General features: G+C 64.2%; 16 protein-coding genes. 9 read left to right on the forward strand and 7 right to left on the reverse strand.

Annotated elements, in window-relative coordinates; translation table 11 throughout:
- Positions 1-6 precede the first annotated feature (6 nt).
- From SB771_RS12300 to SB771_RS12335, 8 genes are all read left to right on the forward strand, one after another.
- Complete coding sequence (locus SB771_RS12300) at positions 7-954, forward strand: ABC transporter substrate-binding protein (RefSeq protein WP_175661826.1); 948 nt, start codon at positions 7-9, stop codon at positions 952-954.
- A 66-nt stretch (positions 955-1020) separates the two neighbouring features.
- Positions 1021-2037, forward strand: coding sequence for an aldo/keto reductase (locus SB771_RS12305; protein WP_175661825.1), 1017 nt, complete (start codon positions 1021-1023; stop codon positions 2035-2037).
- Positions 2034-2906 carry an amidohydrolase family protein gene (locus tag SB771_RS12310; protein WP_175661824.1) on the forward strand — a complete coding sequence of 291 codons (873 nt, stop codon included), beginning with the start codon at positions 2034-2036 and terminating at the stop codon, positions 2904-2906. Before SB771_RS12305 ends, SB771_RS12310 begins: the two co-directional genes overlap by 4 nt.
- 13 nt (positions 2907-2919) lie before the next feature.
- Positions 2920-3927 carry a zinc-binding alcohol dehydrogenase family protein gene (locus tag SB771_RS12315; protein ID WP_175661823.1) on the forward strand — a complete coding sequence of 336 codons (1008 nt, stop codon included), beginning with the start codon at positions 2920-2922 and terminating at the stop codon, positions 3925-3927.
- 24 nt (positions 3928-3951) lie between these two features.
- The gene (locus SB771_RS12320) at positions 3952-5112 is read left to right on the forward strand and encodes a mannitol dehydrogenase family protein (RefSeq protein ID WP_175661822.1); all 1161 of its coding nucleotides are present in this window, start codon (positions 3952-3954) and stop codon (positions 5110-5112) included.
- On the forward strand, positions 5109-6632 hold the full coding sequence (locus SB771_RS12325) for a UxaA family hydrolase (RefSeq protein WP_175661821.1): 1524 nt from the start codon (positions 5109-5111) through the stop codon (positions 6630-6632). Before SB771_RS12320 ends, SB771_RS12325 begins: the two co-directional genes overlap by 4 nt.
- Before the next feature lie 41 nt (positions 6633-6673).
- Positions 6674-7033, forward strand: a complete 360-nt coding sequence (locus SB771_RS12330; protein ID WP_175661820.1) for a hypothetical protein — start codon at positions 6674-6676, stop codon at positions 7031-7033.
- Positions 7034-7087: 54 nt separating this feature from the next.
- A complete protein-coding gene (locus SB771_RS12335) occupies positions 7088-7429 on the forward strand; it encodes an L-rhamnose mutarotase (RefSeq protein WP_126227518.1) in 342 nt (113 codons plus the stop codon).
- 108 nt (positions 7430-7537) lie between these two features.
- Here SB771_RS12335 and SB771_RS12340 read toward each other — a convergent pair whose 3' ends face one another.
- The 4 genes from SB771_RS12340 to SB771_RS12355 all read right to left on the reverse strand — a co-directional run bounded on the left by SB771_RS12340 (position 7538) and on the right by SB771_RS12355 (position 9999).
- Positions 7538-7984, reverse strand: coding sequence for a hypothetical protein (locus SB771_RS12340; RefSeq protein ID WP_175661819.1), 447 nt, complete (start codon positions 7982-7984; stop codon positions 7538-7540).
- Positions 7985-8362: 378 nt separating this feature from the next.
- Positions 8363-8980 carry a hypothetical protein gene (locus SB771_RS12345; protein WP_175661818.1) on the reverse strand — a complete coding sequence of 206 codons (618 nt, stop codon included), beginning with the start codon at positions 8978-8980 and terminating at the stop codon, positions 8363-8365.
- Positions 8981-9009: 29 nt separating this feature from the next.
- Entirely contained in the window at positions 9010-9327 is a 318-nt protein-coding gene (locus SB771_RS12350) for a RebB family R body protein (protein ID WP_175661817.1), read from the reverse strand.
- A gap of 114 nt (positions 9328-9441) precedes the next feature.
- Positions 9442-9999 (reverse strand): RNA polymerase sigma factor, encoded by a 558-nt coding sequence (locus tag SB771_RS12355; protein WP_175661816.1) that lies wholly within the window; start codon positions 9997-9999, stop codon positions 9442-9444.
- Positions 10000-10195: 196 nt separating this feature from the next.
- On the opposite strand from SB771_RS12355, the gene SB771_RS12360 reads away from it, so the two are divergent.
- Complete coding sequence (locus tag SB771_RS12360; RefSeq protein ID WP_244096831.1) at positions 10196-11080, forward strand: Crp/Fnr family transcriptional regulator; 885 nt, start codon at positions 10196-10198, stop codon at positions 11078-11080.
- Between the two features lie 78 nt (positions 11081-11158).
- On the opposite strand, the gene SB771_RS12365 is transcribed toward SB771_RS12360, so the two are convergent.
- The 3 genes from SB771_RS12365 to SB771_RS12375 all read right to left on the reverse strand — a co-directional run bounded on the left by SB771_RS12365 (position 11159) and on the right by SB771_RS12375 (position 12581).
- Positions 11159-11482, reverse strand: a complete 324-nt coding sequence (locus tag SB771_RS12365) for a RebB family R body protein (RefSeq protein WP_126227514.1) — start codon at positions 11480-11482, stop codon at positions 11159-11161.
- Between the two features lie 198 nt (positions 11483-11680).
- Complete coding sequence (locus tag SB771_RS12370; protein ID WP_105833278.1) at positions 11681-12049, reverse strand: RebB family R body protein; 369 nt, start codon at positions 12047-12049, stop codon at positions 11681-11683.
- 199 nt (positions 12050-12248) lie between these two features.
- The gene (locus SB771_RS12375; protein WP_166722286.1) at positions 12249-12581 is read right to left on the reverse strand and encodes a RebB family R body protein; all 333 of its coding nucleotides are present in this window, start codon (positions 12579-12581) and stop codon (positions 12249-12251) included.
- Positions 12582-12588: the final 7 nt, after the last annotated feature.

Below are 12588 nucleotides of genomic sequence, written 5' to 3' on the forward strand. Positions count from 1 at the left end.
CGAGACATGAAAAAACTATCCGTACTGGCAGCGGCGGCAATCTTGTGCGCGATGTTCGGCGCGCAGGCGCAGGCCGCCGGAGGCGAAATTGCCGTGATCGTGAAGACGGCCAATTCGAACTACTGGCAGAACGTGCAGAAAGGCGCCACCGCCGCCATGGCCAATGCGAAGGGATACACGATGACGTTCCAGGGCCCTGCCGCGGAATCGGCGATCGCCGACGAAGTCAACATGGTCGAAAACGCGGTGAACCGACATGTCGCCGGCATCGTCCTCGCGCCGTCGGATCCGGATGCACTCGTGCCGGCCATGAAGAAAGCGTGGGAAGCGCATATTCCGGTGGTGTTGATCGACTCGACCGTATCCGATGCAGGCAAGCAGTACTACCAGTCGTTCCTGTCGACCGACAACGCGAAAGCCGGCGAACTCTGCGCGAAGGCGATGATCGACCGCGTCGGGCAGACCGGCAAGGTCGCGGTCATGTCGTATGTGCCGGGTGCCGGTTCGGAAGTCGGCCGCGTCGGCGGATTCCGCAAGTACATCGCCGCGCATTCGAAGCTGCAGGTGGTGGGGCCGTTCTATTCGCAGTCGCAGATGGCGAACGCGCTGAACCAGACAACCGATGTCCTGTCGGCGAACCCGGACCTCAAGGGCATCTTCGGCGCCAACGAACCGACCGCCGTCGGGATGGGGCGCGCGCTGCAGCAGTCGGGCAAAGGCGGCAAGGTCGTGGCGATCGGTTTCGACGGCAATCAGGACCTCCAAGGATTTGTTCGGGACGGCACGATTCAGGCCATCGCCGTTCAGAGCTCGTACCAGATGGGCTACAAGGGCATCGAGACCCTCGTCAACGTGATCGAGCGCAAGCCTGTTTCCAAGCAGGTGGATACAGGCGTGCTGATGGTCGAAAAGCAGAATCTCGACTCGCCCGCGGCGAAGAACGTCCTGTACTGACGAACGCGCCGTCGCGGCGGCTCTGCCGGGCCGCCCGTCGGCACCTCCTCCATTCACACACACGCCATGAAAGCCATTGCAACGCACGCGCTACCCCGTAGCGGATTGGTCATGAGCACACTGGGCTTCGGTTGCTCGCAACTGGGCGGCCTCTACAAGGCGATGTCGACCGCCGAGGCCCATGCGCTCGTCGACTGGGCCTGGGATGCCGGCATCCGTTATTTCGACACCGCGCCGTTCTACGGCTATACGCTGTCGGAGCGGCGCGTCGGACAATCGCTGCAGGCCCGGGCGCGCGAACGCTATGTACTGAGCACCAAGGTCGGGCGGCTCATGCGACCCGACGATACGGTTCAGCCCGGCGACGACGGTTGGGCGCACCCGTTGCCCTTCCGGCCTCACTTCGACTATACGTTCGACGGCATCATGCGTTCGTACGAGGACAGCCAGCAACGCCTCGGCATGCGCACGATCGACATCCTCTATGTTCACGACATCGGCGCCGCCACGCACGGCGATCGGCATGCGCACTACTGGGAACAGCTGACCCGCGGAGGCGGATTCCGGGCACTCGCCGAGCTGCGCGATGCCCGAGCCGTGTCCGCCATCGGACTCGGCGTCAACGAATGGGAAGTCGCCGTCGACGCGATGCAGGAGGTGGATCTCGACGTCGTGCTCCTTGCGGGCCGCTACACGCTGCTCGAACAGGAGGCGCTGGCGCCGTTGCTATATAGATGCGTGCGCAACGATGTACGGATCGTCGCAGGAGGCGTGTTCAACTCGGGCGTGCTGGTCGGAAACGGCAAGTTCAACTATGCCGACGCGCCGGCCGAAGTGATCCGAAAAGTCGCGCGTCTCGCAGACGTATGCGCCGGCTTCGGCGTACCGCTTGCCGCGGCCGCACTTCAGTTTCCGCTGGCGCACCCGGCTGTGGTGTCCTGCGTGGTCGGGGCGCGCAGTATCGAGCAGTTGCAGAAGAACATCGCGTGGCTCGAAACGCCGCTCCCGCCGGAGCTCTGGACCGCGTTGCAACGCGATGGGCTGATCACCGCAGCCGCGCCGGTTCCGGAGGTGTGCGCGTGACGTTCCGGATCGACGCTCATCAGCACTTCTGGCAGATGGCCAGTCGCGACGGTTATTGGCCGCCGCAAACGCTGGACGCCATCTATCGGGACTTCGGTCCGCAGGATCTCGAACCGCTGCTTGCGCGCTCCGGTGTGCAGCGGACCGTCGTCGTCCAGTCGCTACCGACGCAGGAAGACACGCGCTATCTGCTCGACGTTGCATCCCGGACGAGCTTCGTGGCGGCCGTCGTCGGATGGGTGGACCTCAAATCCACGGGCGCGCCGGCCGATATCGAATCGCTCGCCCGTGATCCGAAATTCCGTGCCGTTCGCCCGATGCTGCAGGATCTTGCCGATGACGACTGGATCGACGATCCGGTTCTCGAGCCGGCCATCGACGCCATGCTCGCGCACGATCTCGCGTTCGATGCACTCGTCACGCCGCGCCATCTGCCCGCGCTGCTCGCGTTCGCGCGCCGCTACCCGCGCCTTCGCATCGTGATCGATCACGCCGCGAAGCCGCCGATCGCATCGGGCCGAAGTGAAGCGTGGCACGTCGCGATGAGCGAACTCGCCGCGCATCCGAACGTGCACTGCAAGCTCTCCGGACTGTGGACGGAAGCCGGCCCGCATCCCGATCTCCTGCTCGTCGAGCCGTACGTGCGCGCGGTATGCGAGTGGTTCGGCCCGGCCCGGCTGATCTGGGGCAGTGACTGGCCCGTCTCGCGCCTTGCCGGCCATTTTGGTGACTACGGGGCCTGGCTCGCGTGGTGCGAACAATGCTGCGACCGCTTCCTCGGGCCCGACGCACGTGCGCGCGTTTTCGGCGGCAATGCATGCCACTTCTACAGAATCGATCAGCCGTCCGGCGATCAACACGCTCAATAAAGAGGACGTCACCATGCTCAGCATCATTTGCGAATCGCCCGGCGTACTGCGCCACGAAGATCGCGCGCCCCCTTCGCGCGCCGATGGCGAGATATTGTTGCGCGTGCAACGCGTCGGTATTTGCGGCACCGACATGCACATCTATTCGGGCAATCAACCCTACCTGCAATATCCGCGCGTCATGGGCCACGAACTGTCTGCCATCGTGGCCGAGGCCGATCCCGGCGCGCATGTCGCGCCCGGCGATGCGGTCTACGTGATGCCCTACCTGTCGTGCGGACAGTGCATCGCGTGCCGACAGGGCAAGACCAACTGCTGCGTCAACATCAAGGTGCTCGGCGTGCATCGTGACGGCGCATTGACCGAATATCTGTCGGTGCCCGCACAGTTCGTGCACAAGGCCGAAGGGGTCACGCTGGACCAGGCGGCAATGATCGAATTCCTGGCCATCGGCGCGCACGCGGTGCGGCGTGCCGCCGTGTCCGCAGGCCAAAGAATCCTCGTGGTGGGTGCGGGGCCGATCGGCATGGCGGCGATGCTGTTCGCCCAGCTGAAAGGCGCACACGTCACCTGTCTGGACACACGCGCCGATCGCCTTGCGTTCTGCCGCGAGCACTTCGCCGTTTCGACGGTGCAGACCGGGCCGAACGACGTCGACGAATTGTCGACGATGACCAACGGCGAGTTCTTCGACGTGGTGTTCGATGCGACGGGCAACGTCAAGGCCATGAATCGCGGTTTCGAGTTCATTGCCCACGGCGGCAAGTACGTGCTGATTTCGATTGTCCCGGGCGAGATCACGTTCTCCGATCCGGAGTTTCATAAGCGCGAAGCAACCCTGCTCGGCAGCCGCAACGCCACAGCCGAAGACTTCGAGACGGTCCTCGACGCGATGCGCGCCGGCCGCATTCCGGACAAGGCGCTCAATACGCATCGGATGAGCCTGTCGGACGTACCCGTCGAGTTTCCGAAACTGATGGAGCCCGGGCAGACCGTCGTCAAGGCGCTGGTCGAGTGCTGACCAAATTCGCGGGAACCGTTCGAGATGAGTGAACCGATTCTTCAGTTTGGCACCAGCCGGTTTCTCCAGGCCCATGTCGCGCTGTTTGTATCCCAGGCGCTGGAGCGCGGCGACGCGATCGGCGGGATCCGCATGGTGCAGACCACCGACAATCCGGCAAGCCATGCGCGCATCGCCGCTTTGGCCCAGTCAGGCAGTTATCCGGTGAAGATCCGCGGCAGGGAACACGGCGCGATCGTGGATACGGTCGTCCACTGCCGCGCCGTGCGCGCCGCGTGGATCGCCGATCGCGACTGGGCGATGATCCGGCATGCGGTCACGCATGACGTCCGCGTCATTGTGTCGAACACGGGCGACGCCGGCTATCGTCTCGACGAGCGCGATTCGCCGGCCCTGCTCGCGCGGGAGAGTCATGTCCCGCGCAGCTTCCCCGCCAAGCTGCTCACGCTGCTGCATGCACGATGGCGCGCACGGCCCGATGCGGGCGTGTCGATCTTTCCGTGCGAACTCGTCGCGCGTAACGGCGACACGCTACGCGCGCTAGTCATCGGCCTCGCTGAACAATGGGCGCTGCCCGCGCCCTTCGTCACGTACCTGTCGCAACGATGCATCTGGGTCAACTCACTGGTCGACCGGATCGTGTCCGAACCGATCGAACCGGTGGGCGCCGTGGCCGAGCCCTACGCGCTCTGGGCCATCGAACGACATCCGGGCATGGAGCTGCCGTGCACGCACGAACATATCGTCGTGACCGACGACCTGCTCAGCCATGAGCGGCTCAAGCTGTTCTTTCTGAACGTCGGGCATACCTGGCTTGCCGACCAGTGGCTCGTGCAGCGCCGCAGCAGCGCGCAGACCGTGTTCGACGCGATGAACGATACGACGCTGCGCGAGGGCATCGAGGGCGTCTGGGGCGAGGAAGTCCTGCCCGTGTTCGATGCGCTCGGGATGCGCGTTCGCGCTGAGCAGTACGTTGCAAGCGTGCGCGAACGGTTTCTTAATCCGTATCTGAACCATCACATCGCGGACATTGCCGGCAACCATGTCGAAAAGGTCCGGCGGCGGATTCTGCCGCTGATCGAACTGGCCGATTCGCTCGGGGTCGCGCCTGATCAGACGCGACTGCGCGATACGCTCGCGCGGCATGGCGGGACACCCTCAACCAAAGAGGCAAATGCATCATGAATGATCGGATGGTCGTCACTCTTCATGGCGACGACAACGTAGCGGTGGCATTGAGAACGCTCGAGGCCGGCACGTCGATCGAAGTGAACGGCCTGTCGACGATCGCTGTGACGTCCATTCCGGCGGGCCACAAGATAGCGACCCGCCGCATCGTGCGAGGCAGCCCGGTGATCAAGTACCGGCAAACGATCGGTGTCGCGTTGAACGATATCGCGCCCGGCGAGCACGTTCACGTTCATAACGTCGGGATGCCCGAGCATCACGCGCATCGTGCCGCGCACGTCGATGCCGGTCACGCGCTCGCGCCAGCAGACCGGCAGGAAACGTTTCAGGGTTTCGTGCGGGCGGACGGACAGGTTGGCACACGCAACTACATCGGGGTCATCGCCAGCGTCAACTGTTCCGCCAGCGTCTGTCACGCGATTGCGGACGCGTTCAAGGGCGACGCGATGGCTCCGTTCGAATCTGTGGACGGCGTGGTTGCGATCACGCACCAGAGTGGCTGCGGGATGTCCGCAACCGGAGACGGCATCGCCGTACTTCGTCGCACGCTGACCGGCTACGCGTGCAATCCGAACTTCGCGGCCGTGCTGCTGGTGGGCCTCGGTTGCGAGGTGAACCAGGTCGGTGCCCTTGCAACGTCCGTTGAAACAACGCACGCTGCGCCGGTCAGGACCCTCGTCGTCCAGGATGAAGGCGGCGTGCGCGAAACCGTCGCGCGCGGCGTCGCGATCGTCCGGGAAATGCTGACGGCAGCCAATCGCATGACGCGTACCGAAGTTCCCGCCGCGCGGCTGAAAGTGGGCCTGCAATGCGGCGGCTCCGACGGCTACTCGGGGATCACCGCGAATCCCGCGCTCGGCGCAGCGGTTGATCTGCTCGTTCGCCACGGTGGCACCGCCATTCTTTCCGAGACACCGGAGATCTACGGTGCCGAACATTTGCTGACCGCACGCGCGTCCGGCGTCGTAGCCGAGCGGCTCCTCGACAAGCTGCGCTGGTGGGAACGGTATGCGGGCGAATCGGGCGGTGACATGAACAACAACCCTTCGCCCGGCAACAAGGCCGGCGGCATCACGACCATTCTCGAAAAGTCGCTCGGCGCGGTTTCGAAGGGCGGAAGCAGCCCGCTCAACGCCGTCTATGACTATGCCGACCGCGTATCGGAGTCGGGCCTGGTCTTCATGGACACGCCCGGCTACGACCCGGTATCCGCCACCGGACAGATCGCCGGAGGCGCCAATCTGGTGTGCTTTACGACGGGGCGCGGCTCAGTGTTCGGCTCCAAGCCGGTTCCCACCATCAAGCTGGCGACGACCACTGGACTGTTCGAGCGAATGCGCTCGGATATGGATTTCAATGGCGGCGAGATCGTCGACGGTTCGCTTTCCGTCGGGCAGGCCGGGGCGCAACTGTTCCGGTTGATGCTGGACGTCGCGTCGGGCGTACGCACCTGCAGCGAGCAGAACGGCATGGGCGACCGCGAGTTCGTGCCGTGGCTGCGCGGCCCGATCATGTGATGCACCGCCCTGCTCCCACTCATCTCCGGCAATCGTCACCCATGGACATGAACCCGCCCGAATCGGCGCCGCGCGATCGCACAAGCGAATTGCGGCTATCAGCGCAGCAACAGGATCTGCTCGATGAAGCGCTGTCGCTCTTGATCGACGCGCGTTCGCGCGCGCTGGACATTGCGGCTCAAGTCTGTCGACGTCAAGGCGGCGTCGTGCCCGATGTCCACGATTTTCAATTGCCCGCGATCATCGACCTGCAACGGCGGCTTGCAGGAACAGGAGCATGTGCACCACCCGACGCGACGGTGTCGCATTCGGGATCGCAAGCGGCCATGACCGTACTATCCGGCATTCGGCGACGATCGGGCAAACGTGCGGCACGTATTTCGTTATCCGTTGATATGTGATCCTGAGCAGTCGACGGCTCACGCTCGTCCAGCGCTTTCCAACACGAGGTCGCTATGCGCTACTGTCTCGCACTGGATCTGAAAGACGATCCTGATCTGATCGCTCGCTACGAGGAGCATCACCGTGCCGTATGGCCCGACGTGCTGCGGCATCTACGCGAGCATGGGGTACGCGGTATGGAAATTTTCCGCCTCGGCACGCGCATGACGATGGTGATGGACACCGATGACGCGGTGTTCGATGCCGAACGCATGGCCAAAGCCGCGGAAGAAAATCCTACGGTTCGTGCTTGGGAAGACGTGATGTGGACATTCCAGGCCCCGACGCCGTGGACACCGGCCGGTTTGAAGTGGACACCGATGACCTGCATATTCGATCTGCGAACGCAGACGTGAGCGTGCGACTCGCGGACATCGTTTCCTTGAGTTTCGCCACGATCACCTGAATGGCATCAGCCGGTGCCCTTTCGTGTGGCGAGCGCCGGCCTCAATGGGTCGGGCCGCCTACACGTCGATCCACGCGCCTGTGCCCTGCCGATACTGGATCACACCGCCGTTGAACCGCACCCGCAAGTTGCCGTCCGGCAGCGGAACCCAGGTCGTCATGTCGAGGCTCTGCATCAGCCCCGCGAAGAAATCGCCCAGCTGTTGCGGCTCTTCGGCCTGCCAGACTTCGATGCGCCCGAGGCACGCACGCAGGTTGCCGGTCGGCTGCATGATCGCGCCGATCTGTCCGGCCACGTTCGACGCCGGATCGTAGACCGGCGTGCCGTCTGCGCTGACGATCGACAGATGGATCCCGCGTACCGACGCTGGTTGGCCCGGCGTCTGCTCGACGAGCGCGATGCAACTCGTCATCGCGCCGAAATCGATTTCCGTCGCATCTCCGCAGATGCGCTCGCCAACCGACAGCGGCGCGGGACCTTGTACGTTCTGAATGATGTAGGGCATGGGTTCCTCGCATGACTCGATGGGACTGCTGGTGGCGGAGCGGCGGCGTGTTCGGGAATGCGGACGTGCGTCGGCCCCGCTGCTCACTTTCCGCATCCGGCCTGACGGCCCGGCGGATCGTGTCGATTGATTCTTTGTCGCTGCGCACACCGGAGTCAATCGACCTGTGTTCACGGGGATGATTGCCCGGGACGTTCGTCTTCGACTGGTAATGGATCGGCCTGTCGTGGACGATGGGGGCCGCTTCTCCGTCGTCGTGCGGGCAGGCGATCTCGGTGGTGCACACGGTAGCCATTTCTTGATCTGTCGGTGTACTCATTGTTTCTCCGCTCGTGCGCGAGGATCGGCAGGTTGGAAATCCGCCGCCACCGGCTCGCACTACGTACCCTTCTTGTCCAACAACGCCTGATACTTCTGCAAGCTCTCGTCGATCTTGTCGAGCGCGACGCTCGCAGCCTCCCCTTCGATCGCTTCCGCTGCGCCCGCGACGAGGGCCGCGGTCGCGACGAACAGGTCCGTCAACAGCAGGCCCATCGCATCCATCGCCATCCCGGACACGTTCTCGTCGATGGTCTTCTGCGCGAGATCCTTCATCAGCACGCTCTTGCCCGCGATCGCCAGCGACGTCGACGCCTCGAAGTAGTTGGCCGCCGCCTGCGCAACCATGCCGCCCGCCTGCGTGATCAACATGTTCGGACCGACCGCGATCTGCGTCGTCGCGTAGGACGCCGCTTCCGCGTTGATCGCCTGCACGGTCTGCAGCGCGGAGCCGCCTGGCCCGGGCCCGCCCGCGATCTGGTTTGGCGCCTTCAACGCATCGGTGAACCTGCGCAGGCGGTTGACCGGCCACGCGCGCGCGCCGACTTTCGACGCCGCGGCGACCGGCGCGACATCGGTTGGCGTCGTGGCGTCGGCTTCGGCTGCGGCGTCGTCGACATCGCGCGGCGTCTGCGGCGCGTCGTCGCCGCGCCCGCCCAAAAGGCCTTTCATATTCATGGTTCAGGTATCCCGAGAGTCTGCACGTGCTAATGCGCGGTACCCGTGTGCGGCCCGCTCGTCGCGCCGTGCGGCGCGCTGCCCGAAGCACCGCCCGATGCGCCGCCCGACGCCCCCTTCGGCGACGCTTCGACGGACAGGATCATCGCCACCGCTTTCGACACGACGGCGTTCGAAATCTGGTTCAGCGCCGCCTGCTGCTGCGTCATGTTCTGTGCGGAGATGCCGACGGCCTGGCTGAACATCTGGTAAAGCGTGCCCAGCGCCTGGGCCGGGGATCCGGCCACGACGTTGACATTGGTCTGCGTCAGCGCGTCGGTAACCTGCTCATTGACTTTGTCTGCCACGAGGCCTCCTCGAATCTCGGCTCCGGCATGCGGTTGAAGGAACGGGCGGGCCGGCAGGCCATCGACACCGCGTATGTCGTTAGGAACGCTGCGTCCCCGCATTCGTGAACGCGCTCAAGCGAGGCCGTCGCGCAATTTCTTGCGCAGCAGCTCGACGCGCTTTCTGGCAAGCGGCTCGTTGATGCCGAGCGTCGCCGCGATATGCGGATAGGGCATGTCCTCCTCGAACTTCAGCGTGAACAGCATTTGCTGCTGCTGCGGGAGCATCGACAGCGCCTGGTCGAGACGCAGCAGTTGCTGTCGGAGCAGCAACTGCTGCTCCATCGACGGTGCGTGGCCCGCCAGCTCGGCGACGTGATCGTCGTCCCAGCTCGAGTCGTATTCGAGCATGCCGTTTTCGCGCTGACGCTGGCGCGCACCTGAGAGGAATGCGTGATTCAGCGCCAGAAAGAGAAAGCCGGCCAGGTTCCGAACGCGCTCGGGCGAACGCTGCAGGTAAATGTGAACCTTGAGTGCGGTATCCGAAAGCAGTTCGTCGGCACGGTAAATATCCCCCTTGCACAAGAGGCGCGCGCGCCGCCGCAATTTCCCCTGCATTTCACGCCACGTACGATCGAGCTGCTGCGCCTGTGACGCGGCCGGCGGGGCAGCGTGCGGGTTCGAGGTTGTCATTCCGTGCCCTCCGTTTTTATGGAAAACACAGAATCGATTTGATGCCGAGAGCGGCGCTGTTACGCGCGTTACACCGTTATTGAGATAATCGTTTTGGTCAATTTTCTTGATTATTGTGAACGGAAATTTTTAACCCACGGGCGTCGCCCGTTCCGCCGTATCAGGCACTCCGCCGGGCGTAAATAACGGCATTGCGATGAAAAAAGAACGACCAGCGTCGCGACGCGTTCGCGCGCCGGCACGCCGCTATCGATGTCGGTCGCCCGAACGTCATTGCCGCCAAAGTGCCGTCGCGTCCGGACTGCTCGTCGATTATTTCGGTATCTTCATTATTTTTTTCACGCAGTACCAGAAGCAGCGTTTTCCGCTAGGTGGCCGCATCGTCAAACAACCTCGCACGGAAAACATGCCTGCCCTTGCTAACGCTCGAACGCTGCGCAATATACGGATACTCACCGATCTTCCGGAAAGCCTGCTCGCCCACGTCGAGCGGCATCTCATGCCGTGGCCCGAACACGGCAACCGAATGTTGTTCTTCAAGGGCGACCCGGAAGATTTCGTCGCCTTCGTGCACCGCGGCCGCGTGTACAAGACACTGCACGAACCCGGCGGACGCGAAATCATTCTCGGCCATTCGGTGCCGGGCGAACTCATCGGTGAAAGCACCCTCCTTCGCGCGCACCGGCGCAGCTTCACCGCCCAGTTGAGCCACGACTGCCGCATTTCGCTGCTGCATCGCCAGCACTTCGCACCGCTGCGGGCCAATGCCGATTTCATGGAGCGCATCTACGAGCAGCTGTGCCTGCACATCCACCAGCTGAGCGACTTCGTCGAGTCGGCGTGCCTGTACCGGCTCGAAGCAAGGCTCGCGCGCCATCTGCTGAATCGCATGCAAGGGAACGACGTCGAAGTGGCACTGCCGGAGAACCAGAGCATCCTGGCCGCGATGCTCAACGTCAGCCGTCCGCGACTGAACGGCACGCTGCAAAAGATGCAGCGCGACGGCCTGATCCGGCTTCACGAACACGGTGTGACGATCGAGAAACCGGAGCGGCTCCGGTACATCGCCGACGTCAATTGATGCCGCGGCGCGCACGTTGTCGTGCGGTGCCGCGGCGTGAGGAGGTTGCGCGCAGGAATACGCGGCGCGCGGCGAAGATCAACTGCGCCAGTGACCGATGGCGTTCATCAACTGCGCGACGGCGGCCAGTTGCGACACGAAGCTGTCGTTCGACGATCGTGCCGCGGCAGCCGCCGCCACCGGCGAGCCGGCATAGAGCTGCATGATGCCGACGGTCGTCGCGGCGAGGTTGGACGCCGCCTGGTTCGCCTGCATCTGCACCGCGTTGTGAAGCAGGATCGCGGACGCGTGGCTGTTCGACTGCATGAGCGTGCCCAAGGCCACGGCGGGCGCTTCGCCCACTACCTTGACGTTGGCTTGCGTGACTGCATCGGCAATCGCGGCGGAGGCCTGTTCCGGCATGTCGTTACTCCTGTTGTTGCTCGCCGCAGCGGCGCGGTCGACGCGGTCACGGCGAAAGCATGAGTGGGTCGGTCGGCGAAGCGCGCCGCGCGGCCGTCGATGCGGCGCGGGCGGCGGCCTTCGCGGGTGTCGGCACGACGTCGGGTGCCTGGCGGCAGCCACCGCGGCTGCCGCCAGGCGTCAACGCCGGGTTGCGCGTCAGGCGAGCGCCTTGCCGATCGCGAGCACGTCAGCCAGCACGGAAAGCACGCCGCTCGAGCCGATTTCCGTCGCGGCGGCGCCCGCGCTCGCCGGCCCGAGCGTGTAGAGCTGCATCGTCCCCACGTTCGTCGACGTCGGCAGTTGCACCGCGGACTGCGACTGCTGCTGCACGGCGTTTTCGAACAGCACGCTGAGCGAATGGCTCTGGGCCTGGTACAGCGAGCCCGTCGCCATCGCGGGCGCTTCGCCAACGACCTTGACGTTGGTCTGCGTGACCGCGTCGGTGATCGCGGCATTGACCGCGCAGGTCTTGCAGTCGCAGGCGTCGGTCGGGTCGCCAATGATCGGATCGTTTTCGTTTCCCATCGAGTTTCTCCTGGTTTGCGATCGGGCGCCGCATCGAATCGGCTCTGCCCGTTCTGTCAGTTCTGTCAGTTGCTCCGGAACACCACACGGCACCGCTGTGCTGGTGGCGGCGACCGTGCTGCGGATCCGCGGCGCGGCGGCGGCCTTGGCGGTTCGTACCGCTTGCGCCGCCGCTCAACCACGGTGTTGCGACGGCGCCTTAACGTGCCACCGCTTTGCCGATCGCGATCACGTCGGCCAGCAGCGAGATGATCCCGTTCGAGCCGATTTCCGTGGCGGCCGCGCCCGCGCTTTCCGGCCCGATCGTGTAGAGCTGCATCGTCCCCACGTTCGTCGACGTCTGCGACTGGATCGCCGCCTGCGACTGCTGCTGCACCGCGTTCTCGAACAGGATGCTCAGCGAATGACTTTGGGCCTGATACAGCGAGCCCATCGCCATTGCCGGCGCTTCGGCGACCACCTTGACGTTGACCTGTGTGACCGCATCCGTAATCGCGGGATTGACCTGGCACACTTGACACTTTTCAGTCATTTGTTGC

The organism is Burkholderia sp. SIMBA_051 (assembly GCF_046534915.1).
In the GTDB taxonomy this organism is placed as follows: domain Bacteria; phylum Pseudomonadota; class Gammaproteobacteria; order Burkholderiales; family Burkholderiaceae; genus Burkholderia; species Burkholderia ambifaria.

Coding starts and splice junctions, on each gene's coding strand:
- SB771_RS12300 (WP_175661826.1), top strand. CDS start 7: ATGAAAAAACTATCCGTACTGGCAGCGGCGGCAATCTTGTGCGCGATG.
- SB771_RS12305 (WP_175661825.1), top strand. CDS start 1,021: ATGAAAGCCATTGCAACGCACGCGCTACCCCGTAGCGGATTGGTCATG.
- SB771_RS12315 (WP_175661823.1), top strand. CDS start 2,920: ATGCTCAGCATCATTTGCGAATCGCCCGGCGTACTGCGCCACGAAGAT.
- SB771_RS12320 (WP_175661822.1), top strand. CDS start 3,952: ATGAGTGAACCGATTCTTCAGTTTGGCACCAGCCGGTTTCTCCAGGCC.
- SB771_RS12325 (WP_175661821.1), top strand. CDS start 5,109: ATGAATGATCGGATGGTCGTCACTCTTCATGGCGACGACAACGTAGCG.
- SB771_RS12330 (WP_175661820.1), top strand. CDS start 6,674: ATGGACATGAACCCGCCCGAATCGGCGCCGCGCGATCGCACAAGCGAA.
- SB771_RS12335 (WP_126227518.1), top strand. CDS start 7,088: ATGCGCTACTGTCTCGCACTGGATCTGAAAGACGATCCTGATCTGATC.
- SB771_RS12340 (WP_175661819.1), bottom strand. CDS start 7,984: ATGCCCTACATCATTCAGAACGTACAAGGTCCCGCGCCGCTGTCGGTT.
- SB771_RS12345 (WP_175661818.1), bottom strand. CDS start 8,980: ATGAATATGAAAGGCCTTTTGGGCGGGCGCGGCGACGACGCGCCGCAG.
- SB771_RS12355 (WP_175661816.1), bottom strand. CDS start 9,999: ATGACAACCTCGAACCCGCACGCTGCCCCGCCGGCCGCGTCACAGGCG.
- SB771_RS12360 (WP_244096831.1), top strand. CDS start 10,196: ATGAAAAAAGAACGACCAGCGTCGCGACGCGTTCGCGCGCCGGCACGC.
- SB771_RS12365 (WP_126227514.1), bottom strand. CDS start 11,482: ATGCCGGAACAGGCCTCCGCCGCGATTGCCGATGCAGTCACGCAAGCC.
- SB771_RS12370 (WP_105833278.1), bottom strand. CDS start 12,049: ATGGGAAACGAAAACGATCCGATCATTGGCGACCCGACCGACGCCTGC.
- SB771_RS12375 (WP_166722286.1), bottom strand. CDS start 12,581: ATGACTGAAAAGTGTCAAGTGTGCCAGGTCAATCCCGCGATTACGGAT.